Genomic DNA, 25,032 nt, shown 5'->3' on the forward strand with positions numbered 1-25,032 from the left:
TGGCAGGAGGGATCCTCCTGCCACTGTGTGATTAAAATGTATACTTAATACCCAGCATTGCCTGGGCATCACTGTACCCTTTATCGCCGACCTGAACGCCAACATTGCCCCAGACATTCAGGTTATCTGACAATTTACCCTGAACACCCGTTTTGACTTCAGCAATATTTGTGGCTCCGTCCTGACTGAGTACCGTATTATCCATTTTGACACTCCAGTCCTGTGTATTATGGATCCAGTTAACCTCCACAAAAGGCTCGAACTGATGCGCCTTATTGTCATCAGACGCACTCTTACCTTTCAGGTAAGTTCTGACGCCCAGACGACTCTGGATATTGCCGTCTCCGTTAAGCTGAACTTTCGTGCCGTTTTTCTCCTTATGTTCGCCGGCTCTTACATTCATCCACGTAAGCTGGGACTGTGGCTGAATATACCAGTCATAGTGGCTTCCCTGGCTGCCGGTAAATTCGCCGGCTTTGAAGGTATAACCTGCTTCCACTGAACCGGTAAATCCACGGGATTTCCAGGACTCCGCCGCCAGTTTTTCACCATTAACGGTATTATTAAACCAGCCGTACTGGATCCAGGTGTCAACATAAGCCCCGGTGTCATTGCCGTCATTCTGCTGCCACGTTCCGTATAAACCGGTACTGTAACCACTGATCGAGCCTTTAGATTTATATCCCGAAACCGAGGATGTCGTGGAGCTCTTCTCATTCCCGTAACCGGCCATAATACCCAGCTGCAGACGCTCCTGACCGTCAGTCCACTGTGCAATGCTGCCACCCAGTTGCACAACATAGCGGTTGCTTTGCGTATTCAGTTGTGAACTACTGTCCTTCCAGCGATTATGACCGCCAACATGACGCATCCACATACTGGTTGCTTTTTTCTCACCAGTAAACACGTCGGTATAGTAAGTTTCCCCCTCACGATCGTGCATTCTGGTGTTGAACAGCGTGTTAGCCGCCGCAATGTTCGAAATATATGAGCCAGCCTCCGGGCGATAGACCTTCTGCACAGGTTTATCCGGTGTTGGTTTTGTCTCCGGTTTTGTCTCCGGTTTTGTCTCCGGTTTTGTCCCCGGCTCCGGCGGCAATTCAGAGCGTAGATACCAGTTACCGTCGGTACCACCCGCATTACCTTTATGCAGGAAATATTCCCATGCCCCGGCCACAGCACGATTCTCCAGTCTGAAGTTACCGTCAGACTGACCACCGACATGCACAATCTCAATGCCGTCAGCGGTCTGAGCACCCTGGCCCCGGACGTTATTCACCACCACGCCGGTATCGCCGGAAGTGTTACCCGTGACAATCAGTTTGTCAGTGGCAGAGGTATCATCCCCCAGCACGGTATTGATAATTAACGTACCGCCACCGGTGTAATCGCCATTTACGGTCAGGGTATTTCCTGTCTTACCACCGGCCAGACGAATGACGCCGGTATTGGTCAGTGAGCCAACCGTAAAATTGCTTACTTCTGCGTTCTCATAGCCTGAAAGTGCATTCAGTGATGCCAGCGTTCCCTGGTTATTAACATGACCTGCAACGGTACCCTGCCCACTGAGTGTGCCGCCATTGAGAACATGAATATTTCCGGAGCCTGACAGCGTCGCATCAGCGGCGCGGGTGACAGAATCATCACCGACAATCAGGACGCCGTTCTCAACAGTGGTATCACCGGTATAAGCCAGCTCATGATTAATGATCAGATTACCCGCCCCCTGTTTCACCAGCGCACCGGAACCCGTAATGTCATTTTTCAGCAACCAGCTGTCGCTGGCAGTAAGCCAGGTGACACCCTCGCTGTCAATCAGCCCGGTGCCCAGGTGTTTTTCATCTGAAGCCCGCAGAGCAGCATCTTTCTGCACACGGAATTCACCGCTGAAATTACTGTTATCCCCGGAAAGCGTCAGATCAGTCGTGTTCAGTATGTCCACTGAACCTTCTCCGGAAAGCGATTTACTCAGGTTACTGCTGACTCCGCTACCGTCGGCGATATCAATCGCCAGGCGATCACTAAGGCTTTCAAAGCTGATGGAGCCCTGGCTTCCCAGCCCCTGTGCGCCGTTCATTTCAACCAGCGCCCCCTGGGTAAGGCTGGCATTACCGGTAAACCCGATATTGGTGCCATGTACCGTCAGGTCGCTGCCCGTGACAGCCAGCGTTCCCTCACCGGACAGCACGTTGTTTTCAATGACACCACCATTATCATCGCCCGGCTGACGCTGCGTGCCGCTGACCGTTAGCACACTACCGCTATCAAGCTGAATGTGCGATCCCGTTTCTGTCTGCAGTGCACCGACAGTCTGGCTGTATCCGTTTGTTCTGAAGACGGCATTGCTGGCGACGTTCAGATTACCTGTTGCGCCAAGAACATTGTCATTTGCCATCTGTAATGTGCCGCTGCGCACCAGCGTATCCCCGGTATAGTTATTACCGCCGTTAGACAGTGTGACAACCTGCCCCGCAGCTTCGATGGCCAGATCCCCTGCCCCCGTTAACTGTGCGCCAAGATCTGTCTGCAGTCCCTGGGCATTCGCTCTCGGTGTCAGCACCAGCGCTTTATCACCGGTTCCCTGTAAATCCAGCGACTTCAGCCCATAGCCTATGTACAGTCCGTCACCTTTAATACCGTCGGAGCTTCCCAGCAGCTTATAGTCATAATTTCCCTGAGCTACAACTTCACCGCCCTGAGTGACATCAAACGTCTGACTGTGAGAAATAGCCTGCCCGTTTTCATCCACCAGTTGCAGTTGCCCGCCAGTACCGGTGACGGTACCCGCTGCATTCACCAGTGTGACCAGGGTCTGCGCATCATCCTGCTCCAGCAAATTCTTACGGGTATCAACAGCCGGAATATCATTAATCACTTCATCTGGCATGGTGACCTGAATTGTGCCTTTCCCCCGGATATCCAGCGTACCTGCAGCAGAGGTTTCAATACTGTTGCTGGCAATGGTATCGCCCGGCATAACGGAACCAAAAATCAGCGTTCCGCCATTGAACCCAAGACCGCCAATCTGCTGAACACCGGAGCCAACCGTTGTGATATTCCCGGTTTCAGACATCAGCATTGCATGGGTTAACCCGCTCGTATTCAGCCCTTCCAGAGCAAAGCTACTGGTACCCAGCTTCAGAGTTCCGGCAAATTGATCCCCGACGTTATGGCTGAATTCAAAAGCAGATGTGTCGGCATCAAGACGGGCAGACAGTGTTCCTTTGCCTGTTAACAGTGGATCAAAGGTAAAGTTGCCTGCAACTGCGGGAATAATGGCCAGTTCGCTGCCCGATTCAATATCGACGGAACCCGGACCGGTCCCCCCATCGGTCAGCACAAGAGCTTCCTTCAGAGTGACAAGTGAACTGTTCTTCAGCCCGACATGTTCAAAATTCTGTAGTTTTACAGCAGAATCCAGCGTATGAATGGCGTTATCAAAAATCAGGGAATCAGAATCTCCCTGCCCGCCATCCAGCAGGTTCCAGGTTGCCCCTTCGCCTTTAATGGTGAAGGTGTTCTTCCCGGTACCAGCAGTAACCTTATCAACATGAGCCTTACCATTGAGCATTACATTGTTATTGCCATTTCCTGCAGTCACTTCTCCTGTCAGTATGCTGCCGTCATCAAATAAAAATGTATTGTTACCCTCTTTTGCACTGACGATTCCGGTAATACTGCCTTTATTGGTGAATGTGTTATCACCGCCGTTCAGAGCCACCCCCCCCTGAATTTCAGCACCGCTGTCATTCAGTACGGTGGTATTCACGGCGTCATCAAACGCCATTGCAGTCCCGGTGGCGGACGCAGCTTTAATCTGACCTTTATTGGTAAAGGACTGTGCTTTTGAAGCATCCACTACGGCATGACTCAGAGAAGCAGAGATGAGATTACCGCTCTGAACCACTTCACTGGCTGCATTGTTAACCACCAGAGCTGAGCCGCCATCGGCCTGTGTAACATTGACACTTGCACCGCTTTTCACGACAGCACCATCTTTAGTGTTGACGAAAATACCCGTGCCGTCCGTACCCTTCAGGTTAATGACCAATCCAGCGGAGTCAGACATATCCAGGTTATTATCGGTTTCACTTCCGTCAGCTTTCTGGAACGCCAGTGCAATTCCACTGCCGTCTACATTAATAGTGCCGCTGTTGGTCTTGGCCAGGGAGGCGGAAGTACGTACACCAATGCCATCAGCCACATTAATTTCAGTCGTATTGGTTAACTGAATGCCTTCAATTTCTGCGCGGTTCTCAATCCCGTGACCAACCGCACCTGCAGCATTAACATTGATTTTCGCACCATCAATAACCAGCCCCACAGCCCCTGTATCCAGCAGGATGCCATGCGCATTTTTCTGACCTTCGATCGTACCCAGGCCACTCCCTGCCAGGTTCAGTGACGCGCCCGCCCCCAGTTTAATGGCAGCCTCACCATCCACAGCGACGATATCCCCTCCTGTGCTGGTAATCTGAGACTGTGCGCCTTCAACAAATAATGCAACGCCATTGACCGCAATACGGCTTCCTGTATTTTCAAAGCGGCCGTTATCAACCCAGACGCCGATATTATCGGTACCGGCAGTGAAATCAATGTTGCCGCTGTTAATCAACAGTCCCTGATTACGCGTAATAAAGCCCTTGGCATTATTCAGCGGCGAAGAGATATCTGCCTCATTGGTAATAACCGAGCCAGTATTCGTTTGCGTAATACTGCCATCCAGAGCGTATTCATTTCCGTCAACTTCCGCGACAACAGCGCCATCCCCTACAAGGTTAACTGATACCCCCTGTTTCAGCGTCGCTGTCGCCCCGCCAGTTACATATAATCCCTGAGCCTGAGCCCCCAGGATCTGGAAATCACTGCCAGCCTCAGCCAGGACATTGCTCCCTTTCCCTGTGGCCCAGATACCACGACTGCCTGTACCGGAGGTTTTCATCAGCAGAGAGCCGGCCTGTTTTGCCCCATCTTCAATACGGAAAAGTACAGAACGTTCCCCACTGGCATCCAGCAGGGTTCCTGGTGCAATATTCGTTTTAATGGTTGCACCATCTCCGATAATACGAAAAGCAATCTGATCGGTAATACCGGAACCGTCAGCTGCAAATTGCGGTATTGCAGATCCAACAAGATTCACCGTTCCCTGCTCGCTGGCCTGAACACCAATCGCTCCCTGTCCCTCCAGGGATATCGTCCCCGCAGTCATATTGACGGTTGTTTTAGCACCAGAAGCTTTAATCCCCGTCGTACGGTTAGCATTATCTCCGCTCTTAAGAACAAGATTGCCCGTGTTATTAATTGTCGTGGTTTCCTGCACCGCACTGGCAATTAATCCCACACCGCCATCCTGTACGGTAATATTTCCGCTGTTGGTCCCAACAGCGCCCTCCTCAACCCGGACGCCCACTGTATTCTTCCCGGTAAAGATGATATTACCGGTATTATCAAGTGTGGCACCATTACGGGCGATATACCCGGTCACTTTATCCTGGGTGGAACTTAACTGAGCCCCCGCCGTTAATAGTGTGGTCTTGTCCTTCGGATTAATGAGGTTGCCGGAAATATCATAGCCATTGCCATCCGCAATACCGGCTATCGCACTGGCATTATCCATATTGATAGTGGCATTACTTTCAATTGTGCCCTGCGCTCCCCCTTCAATTAAAGTCGCTGTAGCCCCCTCCCCCGTCAGGTTGATGGTCATTCCTCCTGACGTTACTGTCGAGGCCACACCGCCATCAGATTTCCCCGTGGCAATAAGTGCATAAGAGTTCTTACCAGACGCCGTAAGTGCAGAAGAAGCTCCCGCAGTTCCCTGGAATGTCGCACCGCTGGCAATACGGAATAATGTTGAGTTTTCAGTGGACACATCCATAACACCGCTTCCGGTATTATGAATGGCAGAGCCCTTTCCATAGACATAAAACCCTACCTGATCGCTGCTGCCAAATAGCACTGCACCATTGCCTGACAGGGTCAGACTGCCGCCATCTTTAGCAAAAACCCCCACAGCCCCCGTACCGGCAAGACTGATTTTTCCGGATACATCAACATTGCTTCCGGCACCTTCCACCCAGGCACCATAGTTACGGAAACCACTGCTGATATCCACGCCGCCAACATTTATCGTACCGTCAGAATTTAGTTGTCCTGCATTGATTGCCTGCAGTCCGGTACTGTTCAGACCGTTAACATTAATAACCCCGGAGTTTTTCATCCCGGAGCTATTATTTGCCAGCATGCCAACATTCAGTGCCGGCGCATCACTGTCATGTCCCTCAATAGTGATAGTACCGCTATTTGTAACATCAACCACGCCGGCGTCCGTAGCTGCAATACCATAGTTACCCTGAGCACCTTGTCCCAGAAGGATCGTTCCCTCATTGACAGCGCGGGTAGCCCCTTTTGCAACTTCAATCGCAACAGAACCAACAGCCGAATGAGCTGCTGTTCCATTTTCCGCAACGCCAACTGTAATTTTACCACCCGCTGCGTTAGTAAAAATCCCTCCGGTACCAACACTTATCCCCCGGGTCTTTCCCTTGCTGTCAATAGTTGAGGGATCTGCGGTAATATTAATTGTACCGTTGTTAACCCCTTCACCACCGCTAGCAACGAGCATAGCCGTGTTTATACTGTATGGATTGACGCCTGCGACTTTAAATGGACGAACATTAATAACACCATTATTTACTGCACGAGAGCCAGCATTAATGGCCATCATACCTTCACCATGCAGCGAATACTTATTATTGTTATCCCAGGCATAGATAGTGCCATTATTCACAATGGAACTGTTATCATAAGCACGCATGGCTGTACCAATTGCATCAATAATACCATCATTGATACCAGTACCACCTGTGCGAGCAACAATGCCAGCCCCATAACCATATGCAGGCAATACGCCAGTCAGTTTACCTGTCGAACTTAACCGCGCTGTACCACTATCCGTTGCAGCCAGGACTGCGAGTAATCCGGTACTGGCCTGATATATATCCGGATTAATCTTCCCCCCTGCGGTACGATCAACATCGTACTGATGCGTTGTGGTAATAATAGCTTTATTAAATTCTGTCTCATATTGAGATGGTGTCAGCTTACCGTCAACTATCGCCTGAGTCAGATAATCATTATATTGTTGTAATTCAGCGAGTGAATTAACCTGATATTGTTGTCCCTGCCAGTCGGTAAAAGTACCGGCATATTTCATTGAATCAATTGTAGTGGTATACGTAAGACCATTTGCCGCTGTTGCAGCTGCCTGAAAATAAAATTCATTTGCAGAGTTCCAGTTGACCGTAGACCCTGCCCCATCAGCAACAGCAAGCTGACTATTCTTAAAATAAGACCCTATGAAACCAGCGCCAACATCAATATTGGCCGTTCCCCCCTTACTTGCAGTCACAAAGCGGGTTTTATAAAAAAAATCAGCAGTTGGTGAAAAGCCTGAAATACGCTCATCAGCAGAAGCCCCTGCTGCACGCTGAGAAAATGCACTATTGTCGTATACCTGAACCGTTCTGAATGCGCCAGTTGCAGCATCCCAGTATTGCAGAGCTTTAGTTCTTCCTCCGATATCAATATAAGATAATCCCGTCAGGTCATCTCCGGACGTAATGTAGCCTTCTGCCTTTGCCTGTGCTACTGACATATAAACGGTTCCTGAACCGTTGGCAGAAACTGAGGTCGGGCCAGTAATATTTTCTGTTATTCCATTAACTGTCACATTCCCGACAAAATTATTGTTCTGTGCTGGTCGCCATGCAGGATCCAGTGAAGCATCAGCAAGTGCGCTGCTGCTGTTAAGCGTCATCGCACCACCAAGAATAATAGCGGATAATGTCAGATTCAGACGTGCAGACTTACATTTTTTCTTACTGCCCGTAAGTTCTGAAACCACGTCCCACTTCTGTGTGCTGTGATTCCATATCACTTTATATATTTTATTCATATATATCTTCCTTCAAAATCACTATATCGGTCACAACTGCGTTTTTACTGAAATAAGAGACAGGGGGATATTCATCAACTGATGTAGCCGCCTGACACCAAGTTTATCCATGACTCTGCGACGATGCGTCCAGACGGTCTTACTGGATATACCTAAAGTATGAGAAATCCATTCCAGGTCTTTCCCTTCTCTGGTATACAGGAATACGGTTTGTTCTCTGGGAGAGAGTTGCAAATCAATAAACGAAACTTTCCTGACAACGCGATAATTAACTCCCGAATTCCAGTTAGTTATATAGTTTGCCAGGCTTGTGCATAACTTCTCATACGTCAATTTCCAGGGAATGCAAGGCACCCCGCTATGAATCAGTCCACCTCCATTTCCCCAAATCACACAGGGAATATTATATTTATAGTTCCGGAGCCGTTTATCCAGCCACTGATTTACAAAACGCAAAGACAACAGACTTGTCGTAAGATCATCATCCGGAAACACAGGTAAAAGTACAACTCGCCTGTTACGCAATAAGTGTGTACCAGCCTCACTCTCCAGAAAAGAAAAGTCATCAACAGAGATAACGCAAACATCGGAAAAAGTAGCAAAGGACACGTTTTCTAATGCTTTGATCAGATAAGTATTTTTTGTCGTTGTTATAAAAATCATATCTTCTGTCATTCAGCTAACATCTGGCAAAAACCACGCAACTAATAACGGTCACTATCTTTATGGGTACAACTTATTGATGCCTGACTTAAATCAGTTTGATAAAAATATTTAACTTCAGATTGCCTCCTCCCAAAAGAAGTAAATGAACGCCTTATATCAAAAGAGAATCGATAGTTAACTAACTATTACCAAAAGCATGCAGTTATCAATTTGGAAGCAGAATACCAAAAAAAAAACATTTGATCGACAAAAACGATCAATAAAGAACTTTCAATAGGCACAGATAATCAATATCCACAAATCGATCGTTTACACCGATCGTTATTCGTTAACAAGAAATCAAAATTACCCACATAAAACCACAAAAAACACAAATCGCTCTCAATAAAAAACATAAAAGAAACAACAAAAAAAACAAAACAACAACATACTTTCGCAATGAGTTATATGGAAAAAAATAATTGCGATGGTTATTAGTGGCATGTAATATTAAATTCCTTAATGCTTTACAGATTTAATAATGACATTTCGCTCAAGACTTACCTGATATATCGTCCCCTATACATATTTTCATAGAAGGAGATCACCCCATCTCCGCTGTATCAGCATAGTTTTTTTAAGAGGATTGTAATGGCAGGGCAACCGATACTAAGTGAGTTCAAAGAGAAAGGACTGATATGACATACTGTTGATCACATCGTCAGATAGCCTGTAAGCTCAAGATAAGCGCCTCAGTTGTATCAAAATGGAGATGTGTAGTGATTTACTGAATTTGGCCACCTGAACAGAGGTGATATGCTCACCTCAGAACAATACAGGTGCACAAATGAAAAGAAGAAATTTTAGTCCTGAATTCAAACTCGAATCCGCTCAACTGGTTGTTGACCAGAACTACACAGTGGCAGATGCCGCCAAAGCTATGGATGTCGGCCTTTCCACGATGACAAGATGGGTCAAACAACTGCGTGATTAGCGTCAGGGAAAAACGCCAAAAGCCCCCCGATAACTCCGGAATAAATCGATACGCAGTCAGGTATTTGAGCTACATGGTATCAGCCACGGTTCTGCAGGAGCAAGAGGCATCGCCACAATGGCAACCCAGAGAGGCTATCAGATGGGGCGCTGGCTTGCTGACAGACTTATGAAAGAGTTGGGGCTGGTCAGTTGCCAGCAGCCGACTCACCAGTACAGGCATGGCGGTCATGAACATATTGCTATCCCTAACTATCTTGAACGGCAGTTCGCCGTGACAGAACCAAATCAAGTGTGGTGTGGAAACGTGAAGTATATCTGGACAGATAAACGATGAGGATACCTCGCAGTCGTATTTGACCTGTTCGCAAGAAAGCCCGTGGGATGGGCAATGTCGTTCTCACCGGACAGCAGACTATGCCGGAGCGGGGCTTCTGGCCCATGTTGTCACTGGGAAGTATGCAGACCATATGCCGTTATACCGCCAGTCAGAGATATACCGTCGTCAGGGTGTGGAACTGAGCCGCACCACACTGGGGCGCTGGACAGGTGCCATTGCTGAACTACTGGAGCCGCTGTATGACGTCCTGCGCCAGTATGTGCGCCCGGTAAAGTCAATGCCGATGATATCCCCGTCCCGGCCCAGGAACCAGGCAGTGGTAAAACCCGAACCGCCCGGCTGTGGGTCTACGTTCGTGATGACCGTAACGTCGGTTCACAGATGCCGCCAGTGGTCCGGTTCGCGTACAGTCCGGACCGGAAAGATATCCATCCACAGAATCATCTGGCCGGTTATAGCGGTGTGCTTCAGGCCGATGCTTACGGTGGTTACCGGATGTTATACGAATCCGGCAGAATAACGGAAGCCGTGTGTATGGCCCATGCCCGGAGGAAAATCCACGATGTGCATGCAAGAGCGCCCACCGATATCACCACGGAATCCCTGCAGCGTATCGGTGAACTGTATGCCATTGAGGCAGAAGTCAGGGGATGTTCAGCAGAACAGCGTCTGGCAGCAAGAAAAGCCAGAGCAGCGCCACTGATGCAGTCAGTGTATGACTGGATACAGCAACAGATGAAAATACTGTCGCGTCACTCGGACACGGCAAAAACGTTCGCATACCTGCTGAAACAGTGGGATGGCCTGAACGTGTACTGCAGTAATGGCTGGGTGGGAATCGACAACAACATCGCAGAGAACGCCTTACGGGGTGTGGCCGTAGGCCGGAAAACTGGCCGTTCGCGGGTTCCGACAGCGGTGGCGAACATGCGGCGGTGTTGTACTCGCTGATCGGCACATGCCGTCTGAACAATGTGGAGCCAGAAAAATGGCTGCGTTACGTCATTGAGCATATCCAGGACTAGTCAGCAAACCGGGTACGCAAACTGTTGCCCTGAAAAGTTGATCTGACTTCTCAGTAAATATCAATACGGTTCTGACGAGCCGCTTACGAAAATATAATAATAAGCAAAACATCAATCATAGCATTCTGACGCACGTCCACTCCCCTCTGCGACACCTTCACCTGTATTATTCACTTGTGGTGGAATTTCTTTTATCTTTCTGTAAACCTCACTAAAGTCATCTTCCACCACCACATGACTTCAATTCCCCTGATATGAATTTCACAAAAAACACCATTCTGAATGAGCGAAACTGATGTCTTTTATATTCACCAGAAGATTTCGCCCCTGTCTGCTGACAAAGTAAACAAATACGTCTGTCTCTCAATGCAAATATGAATAAAAGAATAAAAACAAATAGAAGTTGAAGTAAGAAGAAAAACTGCCGGATTCTGAAAAATGCGATACCAGCACTTCGCTTATCAGAAATAAAATTACTTAAATATGTTTATTTTTATTTTTTAAGAGTAACTTACTGATTACACCTCCGGAGTTGTTCATATTCACAACAAAATGTATCCACATTTTCCGGCCTGCCGAAATCCCCCCCCCTGCAGATAATCCACTCCCAGAGAGCACAAACAGTTCAACTGCACCTGTGTTTCCACACCTTCTGCAACCGAATCAATATCCATTTTTTCTGTCAGCCCGATAATACTTTCTACAATATACTTGGATGTTTTTTCACTCAGGATGTTTTGTGTGAAACTTTTATCTGTTTTTATATAACTAATCGGCAAATTTCACGCCTCCATTACTCAGTCTGAAAAATATCTGTTCAATCAGCCTGTTCATATAAAATGGCTACTGCTCTGCCAATTCCAGAATCAGATGTATATCGTTTTCTTCTGTCAACACCAGGCACATTCGAGTAAATTCGCGTTCAGTGAGCAGTCCCGGTGTCACGTTCACTGCAAACCTGAAACTACGCGGCAGCATGGTTTTAATTTCTGAAAACCTGTCTGCGGATATAAATTCATATTTCACTCTTATCGCCCTCCGGCTCATGAGTTTCTCTGTCTGTTCTTATTATTAGAAAATAAATATCTTACATTTAAAAATTGACGTAAACATCATTTATTTTGCATGATCGCTTCTCTTGTGAAAAAAAGCACGGCCGTACAGGGACCGTGGGATAATGTCCAGGTCTATACCAGTAAGAAATATTTATCTGACTTTATCACGGGAGCACCCTTACTCCTGTTAAGTATTTTTACATGAAATGTTATGCGCGATATTTGATACATTATTCAGACATGATAGTGGTGACTCTTTAACTGTTCCATCTTTATAGGTAAATTTCATTTTTACACGGGAAGATAATGAAAGATCTAGCCAGAATGTGATGTCATTACTGATCCCCAGCTTCTTATAAATCTGATGTTTCTGTAATGAAACTGTTTTAACGCTGCGAAACCTGCTCTCTGATATCCGGGTAACCGAATAGCCTTTCACTAATAATTCAAGCACCTCACATTCAACCTCTGTCAGTGACGGATATACCCATATATGAGCAGTGATATTATGCCCTTCTATATTACTTCTTACATAACAAGGAATATTACTGTTATTCATTTTTAGTCAAAACATTATCAGTAAACTGTAAACCATGGGCCGTGTATCAGGCAGGCGCTGCCGTCCGTGGCCGCGACTGCCTGTCAGATATTTACCGTACTCAGAAAGTGTACTTCACACCCAGCATGGCTGAGGTGTCGCTGTACCCCTTGTCACCAGCCTGAACACCCACATTACCCCACAGATTCAGACGGTCATTTATCTGCCCTTCAACACCAGCTTTCACTTCCCCGATATTGCGGGCACCGTCCTGATGTACCGTCACGCCGTTCATGCGGGTACCAAATTCACGAGTGTTGTGCAGCCAGTTCACCTCTACGAACGGACGGAACTCACGGGATTTACCGTCGTCCATTCTGTTGTGTCCCTTAATCCAGGTTTTCACACCCAGACGGGTACGGACGTTACCATCACCGGTGTTCTCAACACGGGTACCGTTGCTTTCACGGTGTTCATCTGCTTTTACACCCATCCAGACAACCTGTGCCTGAGGCTGAACATACCATTCATTCAGGCTGCCATGGCTGCCGCTGAACTCACCCGCTTTCCAGGTATAACCGGCCTCCAGTGAAGCCGTCAGACCTTTTGATTTCCAAGACTCGCCCAGCAATCCATCGCCTTTCACACGGTTGTCAAACCAGCCGTACTGTGCCCACGTATCCAGATAAGCCCCATTATGTGTTTCATCATTGGCAAACCAGGTGGCATACAGACCTGTGCTGTATCCGTTCACACTGCCTTTTGAGCGGTATCCGGTGCGCACAGAGTCCGTATTGTTATGCTCGTTACCGTAACCGGCCATAACACCAAGGTGCCAGCGGTCAGTTTCTCCCCAGCCCCATTGTGCAATGTCCCCTCCCAGTTGAACAACATAACGGTTACCCTGTGTTTTCAGCTGGCCTGTACCATCACGCCAGCGGTTATGTCCCCCTTCGTGGCGCATCCACATGCTGGTATTTTTCGTCTCACCGGTCATGACATCGGTGTACTGCATCGGCCCCAGACGTTCATGAAGACGGGTCAAGAACATGGTGTTCGCTGCAGCCATATTTGCCGTGTAGGAGCCAGCTTCCGGACGCAGGTCATTATCATAACCACCCGGCGCAGGTTCAGGTTTGGAGTCCGGGTCAGGCGTCGGTGTTGGTTCCGACGTATTTTTACCGCTGGTCAGATACCAGTTACCACTGTTGCTTCCCTGACCACGCCCCAGCGTGTAGTCATAAGCACCGGCAGCTATACGACCAGCCTGAACGAATTCAGCACTGTCGGCGTTACCGTCGACATGAATCAGTTCAATACCATTGAGTGTCTGTGCTCCTGTACCGCCAGCATTAGTAACTGCCACACGGGTCTGACCGGATGCATCACCTTTAATCACCAGTTTATCCGTTGCGGAGGTGTCATCTCCCAGAACTGTGTTCATGAGCAGCGTGCCGTTATTACCGGTGTAGTTGCCGCCAACAGTCAGCACATTGCCCGGAGCATCAGCTCTCAGGTCAAGAGTGCCGCTGTTGGTCATATTCCCGGTGACACCACCAAAGCCAGTAAGAATACCATCCTTTTCAATATTGACCTGGCTGCTGGCGAGCATGACGGGGTCATCCGCCTTACCCAGAATCAGTGTGCCTGCATCAATATCAGTCTGCCCGCTCCAGGCAGCATTATTGCCAACGGTCAGTGAACCAGAGCCGGTTTTACGGACATTACCGATTCCACCGACATCATTTGTAAGTTGCCAGTCTGTTGCGGTATCAATGGTTAAAAGTCCATTATCAGTAATTACTGAGGTACCTAGGTTTTTCTGTTCTGAGACAACAATAACGGCATTATCATCTATTTTGATGGAGCCATTATAATTTATGTTATTCCCAGATAGTCTGGTTGTTCCCGAGATAGCTTGAATAGTTCCAAAATCTCCTGAAGTATTTAGTTTTCCATTACTGGATAAATCAGATACCAGATTGAAATCATTATTAGTGTGATTGAGTGTTAATACCCCCTTATTACGGAATTTTATTTCATTTGCATTAATGATACCTGCTTCGGAGGCAGGTTCTGACACGCCAGAACCAATGATGAGTTCTCCTGAATGATTAGTCGCATCATTACCTAAAACAAAGTATGGTGTTGTAACGGTAGCATTATCATTAACAGTTAATCTACCATTGGCACCGTAAAAACCAAGACGAATCGGATCTGAATCAGAACTTACTGTCAGAGTAGACCCTTTCCCTGATACCAGAACAACTCCCTCTGCCTGATATCCCACTTTCAACGTATTCAGGGTAACGGCAGCACCATCACTGATGGACATATTACCTTTAGCCGTGTTACCTACAACTGTATATGGTACAGTCAAATAGCTTCCTGTTCCTGAAACTATAACGCTGCCCTCAGAACCTACGCCTACCAGCATTCTCGGGTCAGTACCAAATGCATTAAAACCGCCCCCATTGGTAATATTTAGTTTACCAGCAATAAGCATATCTCCCTGTCCTTTGACACCACTATTGTCAAAGGTTAACAGGCTGTTTTTCCCATCAATATTCAGGATTCCACTGCCACTTATAGATAGTTTTGCTGTGCTCACATTTGGTTGAGCTGTGAATTTGATGGTATCACCATCAGTAAGATTATACTCGCTATTAAATGTATACTGTGTTGTATTCATTCCTCCTGCCGCAATGGAACAAAACGGAAAAGACATTCCGGATAGAATCATTACTGAGTATAAAGCTGAAAACTTCATTATTTGTCTATTGTGGTGTTTCATCGAAGCGTCCCATTAATATACATTTACTCTCTGAATATACAGACGAAAAAATACACTAATCATGACATATAAAACTCATTGTTTTATATGGTGGTATTGTAGCAGAAAAATGCCATTGATCGACACTGCCGATCAATTGTTGATGAATGATAGATAAAAACAATCGCAACCGTTGTTATTGATCGCTCCGACCGATCAATTGATGCTATTCTGAAATTATTGAGGAGCACAAAGAAAACTAAAAACATCCCACGTAACAACCGTTTTTTATACAGCAACGGGAGTTTGTTGAGTAAATCGAACTTTTGCTGAGTTGAAGGGGCAAAACACACATCATCCTGCAACATAGGTCGTCCTGTAAGTTCAGAATCCCCAACTGGAACACCCACAACAAAGCGCTCGTCAACTATGATCTCATCATTTTCTGGTTAGACGAGAAAACCACTCAGGCCTGGTATGAATCAGCAACGCCCAACTCTCGGGACAACCTACGCGCTATTCTGGCCTTGCCATCACCACTATTCTGATATTTAAACGTTTATTTCAGCAGGCCTTGCAGACAGCGCTGGGGGTTATTGATTCCACTTTTGATCTGATGAATGCCCCACTGTGCTGTCTGGATTACACAAGTGTCAGCAAGCGGGCAAAGTTGGTTAACGTCAGTTTTAAAACACCAACCCGGCATGAGATCGCGTATCCGATGATTGATTCCACCTAGCTGAAAGTTTTCGGTGAAGGTGAGTGGAAAGTCAAAAACACGGCAAAGAACGGCGTCGTACCTGGCGGAAACTCCATCTGGCAGTTGACAGCAACACACATAAAATCATATTCGCTGAACAACGTGACGTACTCAGAGGCATTCCCCGGGTTAAGCAGGCAAACTCACCGAAAAATCAGGTCAGCCGCTGCGGACGGCGCTTACCCCCCCGGTTATATCATGATGAATTACGTCGTAAGAAAATCAGTGCCCTTATCCCTCCGCGAAAGGGAGCAGGTTACTGGCCCGCTGAATACGCAGACCGCAATCGTGCTGTTGCGAACCAGTGACTGAGCGGGAGCAATGCCCGGTGGAAATGAACAGCTGATTACAACCAGCGCTCAATAGCGGAAACGGCCATGTACAGGATAAAACAGCTGTTCGGTGGTTCACTGACATTGCGTACCTACGATGGTCAGGTTGCAGAGGTACTGGCTATGACGCGCGCCCTGCACAAAATGACGAAGGCTGGCATGTCAGAAAGCGTGCGAATTGCCTGAAAACCCAACCGGCTACAGAAAGGCTCACCCGAAATCTGATTTATTCAACAAAGCCCTAAGCAGTTACCACTTACATCGCTTGCATAGACACTGTCGAGAAAAGTATTGGATAACCCCGTCACTAAAAGTAACGCTTCTGTTATTTGCGCAGAATGTGTCAACGCCAAGATTGTTAGCCGTTACGGCTTATATCACTGGCGCTGACAAATACTCCTTTTCTAATTTTACTGAACCGGTGCAGACACGCAGGCAAACAGGCCAACACCGGTGCAATGCTAGTTACAGACAATAAAAATGGAATGACGAATCGGTCAGGAAATGACGATAGTCCGCTGGCTGACCAGAGGGTGTCAGCAGAAAGATGAGCGGGAGTGTCGCCAGCACCAGGGACAGGGCTGATTTCCACAATACCAGCGCCGGCATTTCGCACATTGCCAGCGTACTGGTATTACAACACGTTTCATGCTGCTGCTCCTCGTGATTCCTCAATTCGCTGCTGCATCCACTGCTCCACTTCGCTTTTGTACCAGCGGCTGCTGCGCCCCAGTTTGATGGGTTTAGGGAAATGACCCTCACTGATCAACTTATAAAACCATTTATCGGTCATGCCGGTGAAACTGGTGATGTAGTTCATGTCGATCAGGGGATCGTCGGCACGCAGCAATACGCTGTCGTGGCTTGTTGTGGTCAACATGGTCAGAATGTCCTTTATGAGATTTATGAAGGTTGTGCAAATGCGGATTAATCTGCTGAACTGTGCTTTCAGAACTGGCCTGCTACGGGATACCAGGGATTACCGACCAAGTAACGGGCTTCCGGTTCGCGCACACCACGACGATCGCGGGCGAAATCACTGAACGCCCATATCAACTCTTTGAGGATGTATTCGCAGTCCGATGAACGACTGTCCAGCACCACATCCCGTGTTATCTGCTTCTGGTACGGTGCCGCTTCACCCGGTGACGCGAAGCCTAGTACGTTGCTCCAGGCATCCAGAATCAACCGATCCAGTTCAGGGCCATCGAAATACTCCTGTCTGACGCACAGCACCACGTGGTATTCCGGTTTTTCAGGATGACGGGTCAGGAGCCAGCAGAGGTCACGTCCGGGTGTTGCATTCATCAGCGCACTGACGGTTTCGATAAAATCCATACCGAACCAGATTTTTCTGTCACTGAAGGCGTTGTCATGTTCCCACGGCAGACGAAGCAGGATCCGCCGTACCCGGGAGCAAGACTGTTCACGCAGCGCACGGTTGAGAACACCGATGATTTTGTTCTGATAAGACGGCCAGAAGGGCGCCAGGCTATAGTCGAAATGAGGGATACCATTCATAAGATATGCTCCATATGGAAACGCACGACGCATCCCCGCCAGCGAAAGACGAGCGTATGGTGAAACTGAAGGCGTCGTGTACTGAGATTGTTGATGTGATAACCGTGGAACCGGGGATGGCAGATGTCGTATGCCAGGACAGTCAGGAGACCAGACAGGTGTAAAATTCCTGAGGTGGGTTTAAGGTGAATGATCTCCGTTGACTTCGGTTCACATCATTAATCAAGGCGGTAAGTTTTTACCGACGGAGTGTTTCCAGGAGCGGAAGCAGATAAAAATACCGTTGCATGACTTCAGAATGAGTGATCAGAATACGAGGTAAGGGCGTTGGCTGACGCCCTTACCGTGGCATAAGCTCAGGCACCAGATGTTGTTTTACAGGGTTCACCTGCCATCCAGTAGACGCCCCGCTCCACGACTGCAACCATAATTACGTTGACCAGAACCGTCATGCTGCTTCGTCTCATACTTCACGAGATAAAGGGCTCTCTCCATGGCTTTCTGCATCGCTTCCACATCACCACGCTTGACCCAGAGCACAGCGGATCCACCAGACTTTTTGTCAGAATCCTTCCGGGTATCAGAACATCCACCAGGCACAGGCGTATCATCGGAAGAAGGGCGAGCATCAGATGATGTCGGTTTACGGAAAGGCGTCCGCCTGGAAAAATGAACCAGTCCATTACCCTGCCAGGGCTCAAGATGCAGAGCGCTACACCATGCCAGCTTGATCAGCGTCGCCAGCGAAGAAGGAACGGTGAAATCCCCTGGCGAGCACCAGGTATCTTTGTTGAGCAGTAATATCACGTGATAATGTTTCCTGCCTTTTTCCTTGCCAAACTCCCGACACCAGAAATAACGCAGAGTGGTTGCACGCACACGCTTGTTGGCACGTCGTTTTTTCCGCTGGTAAGCCTGAATTTTTGCTTTCAGGGATTCGAAAAAACGAGAAATCACCGCTGAATCTAAATCGGTATCCATGATGGTGGCAGGCATATACTCAGGGAAACGTAAATCCACCCGGATTAACGAGACGGCACGGTGTTGCGCCAGGGCACTGTTGAGAATACTTTCAAAACGGGATAACCAGTAAGCATTGTGTATTGGTTGATTCATGATGAGAGATCTCCGTTGATTTGGATTGACTTCACATCATTAATCACCGCGGTAAAACTTTACGGCATCCCGCCATTGAGCAACGCTACAACTCTCTGATTAAGAGTGATTGAAACGGAACAAACCATCCCGTAACGAAAAGAGAATCCAGCTGACACACAGGGTAAAAACACCTCTGCAAAACACGCAACAACAGCATGAATGGATTTAAAAAACGACATGGACGACGAGAAAAGTCAAAAGGGAAACGGATCCACAGAACGTGCAAACAAAACATCAAAACGCAATCACAGAGCCGAATAGCGCGTTTAAAACCTGTTTACAGACAACCCTGCCCCGAGAACAAAAACCACCAACATCAGAATCGATTTTCTTATCCTGAAAACGTTACTTTTCAATACACCATAAAAACGATTAACCATCGATAACATAAATCTCATCTGAATCAAAACACCAAAACCAATCATCACGCTTTTTCTAAAAAGAGCCTTATGATGAAGATAATCACCTTGCACTGAGAAAAAACACCAGGACCAGTTAATCACCTTATCAATCTCATCGTTACAAAATAATCCATAAAACCATTTAACAAAATCGTCGTAAGCACACCGTAAATCACGCCAGGTTATCTCAGTCGGATTTGCGTTTTTACGTAAAGACACTTTTCTCAGGTTAACGACTAAAAACACAAAAACTCAGAAAAGGTTAAACGCAACATCAGTAAAATCGAATAGCAGATTGATTGCTTAAACAGAAAGGTTTTACAGCAGCTTTAAACTGATTTTAGCTAACGTAAAGATTTACTAAACTGGATGTGTTTCAGACAAAGCAATGTGTACAGCAATGCTTAATGAAAACACTTATAGGGCTGTTTATGAAAACACGTGTATGTCTGGTAAAACACTTAGTAGAAAATACGTGTATAACACTTACTGAAATGCTTAGTAAAAATACTTAGTAAAATATGTGTAGAATTATCTATTTAAAAAGATATGTATATAACACTTAATAAAAACATGTGTATATAGTATCATACCGACATTCTCAACATCTTCAGACTTCCATACATACTGGGTGTTGATTTCTCACTTTTACAGCCAGCATGGAGTTTTCTGTTCTAAAAACAGAGCATATTTACTCTGGAATTATTTTCCCTGTCGGGATGTTTTTCACCTGAAAAATTTCTACAACACAACGGCGGTATAACATCATTCTGACATATTCATTCAGGTGAGTCGGACAAGGGATAATCCTGTTCTTTACCGAACGAACAGGCAGCGATAAAAAACTGATTCAGACGGCATTTCTGTCTGACAAACATTCTCATGCAGAAGACCGGGACATTTATTTTTCCCGAAAGGAAGTGATACCTGTTCTTATCATGGTAGCTGCATTACCTGATATCTTTCAGGCGAATCTCCTCCCTGTAAATCTGACCGTCGGATAAAAGAGATGAACATCAGGCAGATTTCCGTCAATAACGATAAGAGATGACCATCGTAAACATATCTTCCAGTAACGAACTGGCGCCTGCATATTACCGTTTATTCTCATACGTCATTGAAATATTGTCAGTTATAAAGGACATACACCTGAAAATTATCACCATGTGACAACGTCACAGATGGTACTGACATATAAAAATAAACAAAATCGCGCCAAAAAACCGCGCCGATATTGCACATCTGTAATCCATCATTTCCTTTTTGAATAACCTTCCGTGGTTACCCGATATCCTGATAATGACGCCCATCGTACACGCTTTTCTTTGCTCAGACATCGCATACTTTTATCCTGCTCAATACCACCTTCCTGCTAATCTTACCACTCGCTGACACACACAGAACAGCAACGTCCTCCGGACATACAGGCAGGGCAGAACATAATCCACCATGTTAAGTATATGTAACAATAATACACCATCAAGACCATTTCCATGGCCTTATATGTTACAACCTTAGAGCATGTATTTAGTCTCCAATAATACAGACTCGTCATTGTTCTTCTGAGACGACATGGGCATGTCACAAAACTAATTGACTGACATATCATGAAAATGTCAGTATTTAATAATTTAATGGAGGTACAAACATGAGCGCAGATGGCATTTCCAATTTAATAAAACCAGAAATATTTCTTGTCATTTTCCCTGGTACAACAACCACAGCAAAACGGGGTGGCGCCGGGTGGTTGAATAATAAAAGAGTCGTGTTCTGGGTATGGCTTTATATCAGTAAAGCCAGTTATAAGAAGATGGGGATTTTTCAGCGCGGTTCTGCGCCCGAATCAATACCCTATCGTGAATACCATTTTCCCTCATACCCTGACACCCATGAAAAAAGGAAAAAGGTATTACGTGACTGGATATCCTTCATGCGCTCCCGTTTTAATATAAATCAGATAGCTCAGTTCTGTTATCGTATGGAAAATGAATGGGCATTCACCTTTGATAATATCCACGTTCCACGACACTTTAAGGAGGGAACTGATGACACAGAATGGTCATGGAATTACATTAAGAAAAAACGATTATTTTCCCTGAGCGGCCTGCAACACATTCAGCCTCAGAATAATGCTGAACGAAAGCTTCTCATTAATGCTTTTTTTGATACCTGTCTTATTGAAAACAACCCTGCCGACGATATTGACATAAAGAACATGTTACTCAGAAAGATGAATGCAGCGTTTTATAAAAGAAAGAGCCGGGCGCGTGCGCGAATTCACTCCCGGAATAACCAACAGATGTCAGTCAGTTCAGGAGCGGATAAACAGGTAAATATTCGTCTTAAGGATTTTCAGTATCAGCAACTTCTTTTTATCGCGCAGAAAGAAAACAAAAGTAAGTCAGAAATCATAAAGGAGCTCATTACCAGGGCATACCGGGCGATACAATAACCACCACGTTCACCATTTCATCCCGGCCATACATCATATGCACGGGATGATACTGACTATTCCCCCCCCCTCAGATTAACCATGTCTGGTATACATAACGCATATTCTTTCGTTACGTCGTTCACATATTCACGTATAATTTCCCTTTTCTTATTATTATCGGACTTACTTTCCATTTCGGAGAAAAAACGGCTAAAAGTGAACGGATACTTTATACCTGAATGCAATAATGTAAAAAATAACACATGGGCCAGTTCTTCACTTAACGACATATCATTTTCTACAGGCTTAAATATAACGTCTCTTACATATTCTTTAGTGTGGAGAAATCTAAACGGCAAAGAAAACTGCCTTATAAAAAGTTCAGATACTCTTGTTTTTACACCGAGAATCCCCTTCAGATACTCGCTGCCTGTTTCACTCCTCCTGAAGTTTTCATCTTCCGTTGAAGGCAAATCCTCCATCAGTTTTTTAACTTCTGACAATGGATGTTTCTCAAGAAGATAAGAATATAAACTACCGGGAAATGAATACACATAACGAAGTTCTGAATCCCCCATCAGAGATGAGACTTTTTTCCTTATATAGGTTGGAACTAGAGTATATGAATGATTTATTCTTATACTTTCAGAAAATTTTATGGTGTTGGGCTCAGAATCAGCAAAAAAAGGAGAGACATTCTGAGAAGAAGGGCAACCAGTACAATTGGCTCTCGCTTCAGGCGGGTTCATTATTTTTGAGGGAATCTTAAAAACATCCACATAAACTCCTTTACGCCTCAATATTGCTGCCGTATGGTGAAGCATATAGACTTCTGCCACTTTTGAAATAAACATCTTTTCACATTGTTCTCCACACCACAAACTAAGTGTATGAATATCCATACCTACAGTTCTTTTTATCGTTTTTTCTGTATTTTTCCAGTATCGGGTGTTAAGAACAGCCTGTATCTTCGGCGGTTTTCTCCGCCCCATCATCATATGAAGTTCTTTTGCCTGCTCAGATAATCCTGTCATTTATTACCTCTGAATATATTCCATTAAAAATGGAAATAATTATACGCCCATATTACCTGAATGATAAACCGGATTAGTGTGATCCGGTTCAGTGAAATCAACAGGACACCGGTATGTCATTCAGCCATTATTCCCTCTCTGCACAAGTGAAATCATATCTGACGTTTCTTCCTGAAGAAATTCGCCAGAAAATCCTTGAACATCTCCACGGTGTTATTCATTACGAGCCAGTGATTGGCATTATGGGTAAATCCGGCACCGGCAAAAGCAGTCTGTGTAATGCCATTTTTCAGTCCCGTATCTGTGCCACGCATCCCCTGAACGGCTGCACCCGTCAGGCTCATCACCTTACCCTTCAGTTCGGTGAGCGCAGAATGACGCTGGTCGATCTGCCCGGCATCGGTGAAACACCGCAGCATGATCAGGAATACCGGACACTTTATCGTCAGCTGCTACCGGAACTGGATCTGATTATCTGGATCCTGCGGGCTGATGAGCGTGCGTATGCTGCTGATATTGCCATGCATCAGTTTTTACTGAATGAAGGTGCAGATCCCTCGCGTTTTCTGTTTGTTCTCAGCCATGCCGATCGCGTGTTTCCTGCTGAAGAATGGAACGACACAGAAAAATGCCCGTCCCGTCAGCAGGAACTCTCACTGGCAACAGTAACAGCCCGGGTGGCAACCCTGTTCCCTTCATCATTTCCGGTACTCTCCGTTGCCGCACCTGTCGGCTGGAACCTTCCGGCGTTTGTGTCGCTGATGATCCACGCACTGCCACCACAGGCAACCAGCACGGTGTATTCACATATCCGGGGGGAAAACCGCTCTGAACAGGCCCAGAAACACGCACAACAGACTTTTGGTGAAACCATCGGGAAAAGTTTTGACGACGCCGTTGCCCGTTTCAGTTTTCCGGCCTGGATGTTACAGCTTCTGCGCAAAACCCGGGACCGCATTATCCACCTGCTGGTCACGCTGTGGGATCACCTGTTCTGAGCGCCCCGGAGTCCCCCGTGGCAACCGTATACCTTTGCACGACAACGGATTACGGTAACCACTGCCGTATACCGTCTGTCATTATCAATAACACGCTCTTTAATTTCAGAGGTCAGTCATGAATACCAGAATTCTTTTTCCCCTGCTGTTCACTGTGGCATCATTCTCCGCCTCCGCCGGCAACTGGGCTGTCAAAAACGGCTGGTGTCAGACCATGACGGAAGATGGTCAGGCGCTGGTAATGCTGAAAAATGGCACGATTGGTATTACCGGCCTGATGCAGGGATGCCCGAATGGCGTACAGACGCTCCTGGGCAACCGTATCAGTATTAACGGTAACCTGATCCCCACATCACAAATGTGTAATCAGCAGACAGGATTCAGGGCTGTTGAGGTGGAAGTCGGACAGGCGCCGGAAATGGTCAAAAAAGCCGTTCACTCCATAGCAGAGCGTGATGTGTCCGTTTTACAGGCATTTGGTGTACGAATGGAATTCACCCGCGGTGATATGCTGAAGGTCTGTCCGAAATTTGTCACATCACTTGCCGGTTTTTCCCCGAAACAGACACCCGCCATTAATAAAGATTCCGTCCTGCAGGCTGCCCGGCAGGCATACGCCTGGGAATATGACGAGGAAACAACAGAAACCGCTGATTTTGGCTCTTACGAAGTAAAAGGCAATAAGGTTGAGTTTGAAGTGTTCAATCCTGAAGACCGTGCGTACGACAAAGTGACCGTCACGGTTGGTGCTGACGGTAATGCCACCGGTGCCAGCGTTGAATTTATCGGAAAATAGCCGGTATGTCGGACTGTCACCCTGTTTTATTGCCCGAAGGCCCTTTCTCACGCGAACAGGCGATGGCTGTCACAACAGCTTACCGCAATGTGCTTATTGAGGATGATCAAGGAACGCATTTCCGGCTGGTTATCCGCAATGCTGAAGGGCAGCTACGCTGGCGGTGCTGGAATTTTGAACCTGATGCCGGAAAACAGCTAAATCCGTATCTCGCCAGTGAGGGAATTCTCAGGCAATAAACGTCTTCATTTCATCCATCAGGCCGCGTCTTC

Annotated in this window: 14 protein-coding genes and 4 pseudogenes; 8 read left to right on the top strand and 10 right to left on the bottom strand. The window is 46.6% G+C overall.

The window, feature by feature from the left end:
- Positions 1 to 31: 31 nt before the first annotated feature.
- The gene (locus tag FEM44_RS05550; protein WP_138158933.1) at positions 32 to 7,957 is read right to left on the bottom strand and encodes an autotransporter outer membrane beta-barrel domain-containing protein; all 7,926 of its coding nucleotides are present in this window, start codon (positions 7,955 to 7,957) and stop codon (positions 32 to 34) included.
- A 30-nt stretch (positions 7,958 to 7,987) separates the two neighbouring features.
- Positions 7,988 to 8,632 carry a helix-turn-helix transcriptional regulator gene (locus FEM44_RS05555; protein WP_240726888.1) on the bottom strand — a complete coding sequence of 215 codons (645 nt, stop codon included), beginning with the start codon at positions 8,630 to 8,632 and terminating at the stop codon, positions 7,988 to 7,990.
- Positions 8,633 to 9,449: 817 nt separating this feature from the next.
- On the opposite strand from FEM44_RS05555, the pseudogene FEM44_RS05560 reads away from it, so the two are divergent.
- Together FEM44_RS05560 and tnpC are read left to right on the top strand one after the other, a co-directional pair.
- Positions 9,450 to 10,013: pseudogene (locus tag FEM44_RS05560) on the top strand (transposase); the annotation flags it as partial.
- Positions 10,012 to 10,960, top strand: a pseudogene (tnpC, locus tag FEM44_RS05565) (IS66 family transposase); the annotation flags it as partial. The pseudogenes FEM44_RS05560 and tnpC, both read left to right, overlap by 2 nt.
- 511 nt (positions 10,961 to 11,471) lie before the next feature.
- Here tnpC and FEM44_RS25830 read toward each other — a convergent pair.
- The 3 genes and pseudogenes from FEM44_RS25830 to FEM44_RS25110 all read right to left on the bottom strand — a co-directional run.
- Positions 11,472 to 11,953, bottom strand: a pseudogene (locus FEM44_RS25830) (EAL domain-containing protein); the annotation flags it as partial.
- 249 nt (positions 11,954 to 12,202) lie between these two features.
- On the bottom strand, positions 12,203 to 12,574 hold the full coding sequence (locus FEM44_RS05585) for a helix-turn-helix domain-containing protein (protein ID WP_135523312.1): 372 nt from the start codon (positions 12,572 to 12,574) through the stop codon (positions 12,203 to 12,205).
- A 100-nt stretch (positions 12,575 to 12,674) separates the two neighbouring features.
- Positions 12,675 to 15,347, bottom strand: a complete 2,673-nt coding sequence (locus tag FEM44_RS25110; protein WP_167850677.1) for an autotransporter outer membrane beta-barrel domain-containing protein — start codon at positions 15,345 to 15,347, stop codon at positions 12,675 to 12,677.
- 313 nt (positions 15,348 to 15,660) lie between these two features.
- On the opposite strand from FEM44_RS25110, the pseudogene FEM44_RS05595 reads away from it, so the two are divergent.
- A pseudogene (locus FEM44_RS05595) lies at positions 15,661 to 16,604 on the top strand (IS5 family transposase).
- Positions 16,605 to 16,883: 279 nt separating this feature from the next.
- On the opposite strand, the gene FEM44_RS05600 reads toward FEM44_RS05595, so the two are convergent.
- From FEM44_RS05600 to FEM44_RS05610, 3 genes are all read right to left on the bottom strand, one after another.
- Positions 16,884 to 17,093 carry a hypothetical protein gene (locus FEM44_RS05600; protein WP_135523313.1) on the bottom strand — a complete coding sequence of 70 codons (210 nt, stop codon included), beginning with the start codon at positions 17,091 to 17,093 and terminating at the stop codon, positions 16,884 to 16,886.
- Positions 17,065 to 17,298, bottom strand: coding sequence for a helix-turn-helix transcriptional regulator (locus tag FEM44_RS05605; protein WP_000958492.1), 234 nt, complete (start codon positions 17,296 to 17,298; stop codon positions 17,065 to 17,067). The genes FEM44_RS05600 and FEM44_RS05605 overlap by 29 nt, the downstream gene beginning before the upstream one ends.
- 68 nt (positions 17,299 to 17,366) lie before the next feature.
- Positions 17,367 to 17,939 (bottom strand): hypothetical protein, encoded by a 573-nt coding sequence (locus tag FEM44_RS05610; RefSeq protein ID WP_135523314.1) that lies wholly within the window; start codon positions 17,937 to 17,939, stop codon positions 17,367 to 17,369.
- 14 nt (positions 17,940 to 17,953) lie between these two features.
- Between FEM44_RS05610 and FEM44_RS25115 the strand changes: the two genes are divergently transcribed.
- Entirely contained in the window at positions 17,954 to 18,103 is a 150-nt protein-coding gene (locus FEM44_RS25115; RefSeq protein WP_001421645.1) for a hypothetical protein, read from the top strand.
- A gap of 220 nt (positions 18,104 to 18,323) precedes the next feature.
- On the opposite strand, the gene FEM44_RS05615 is transcribed toward FEM44_RS25115, so the two are convergent.
- Entirely contained in the window at positions 18,324 to 19,055 is a 732-nt protein-coding gene (locus FEM44_RS05615) for an inovirus Gp2 family protein (RefSeq protein WP_135523315.1), read from the bottom strand.
- Between the two features lie 2,091 nt (positions 19,056 to 21,146).
- Between FEM44_RS05615 and FEM44_RS05625 the strand changes: the two genes are divergently transcribed.
- Complete coding sequence (locus FEM44_RS05625) at positions 21,147 to 21,950, top strand: hypothetical protein (protein ID WP_135523316.1); 804 nt, start codon at positions 21,147 to 21,149, stop codon at positions 21,948 to 21,950.
- A gap of 56 nt (positions 21,951 to 22,006) precedes the next feature.
- Here the strand turns inward: FEM44_RS05625 and FEM44_RS05630 are convergent, their stop codons facing one another.
- Positions 22,007 to 22,966 (bottom strand): hypothetical protein, encoded by a 960-nt coding sequence (locus tag FEM44_RS05630; protein ID WP_001601178.1) that lies wholly within the window; start codon positions 22,964 to 22,966, stop codon positions 22,007 to 22,009.
- A 113-nt stretch (positions 22,967 to 23,079) separates the two neighbouring features.
- On the opposite strand from FEM44_RS05630, the gene FEM44_RS05635 reads away from it, so the two are divergent.
- From FEM44_RS05635 to FEM44_RS05645, 3 genes are all read left to right on the top strand, one after another.
- Positions 23,080 to 23,964: a GTPase family protein gene (locus FEM44_RS05635; RefSeq protein ID WP_135523317.1), complete on the top strand. Its 885-nt coding sequence runs from the start codon at positions 23,080 to 23,082 to the stop codon at positions 23,962 to 23,964.
- Between the two features lie 118 nt (positions 23,965 to 24,082).
- Positions 24,083 to 24,760 (top strand): hypothetical protein, encoded by a 678-nt coding sequence (locus tag FEM44_RS05640; protein WP_135523318.1) that lies wholly within the window; start codon positions 24,083 to 24,085, stop codon positions 24,758 to 24,760.
- Between the two features lie 5 nt (positions 24,761 to 24,765).
- Positions 24,766 to 24,999 carry a DUF905 family protein gene (locus FEM44_RS05645; RefSeq protein WP_001278282.1) on the top strand — a complete coding sequence of 78 codons (234 nt, stop codon included), beginning with the start codon at positions 24,766 to 24,768 and terminating at the stop codon, positions 24,997 to 24,999.
- Positions 25,000 to 25,032 lie beyond the last annotated feature (33 nt).

The sequence above is a fragment of the Escherichia sp. E4742 genome (assembly GCF_005843885.1).
In the GTDB taxonomy this organism is placed as follows: Bacteria; Pseudomonadota; Gammaproteobacteria; order Enterobacterales; family Enterobacteriaceae; genus Escherichia.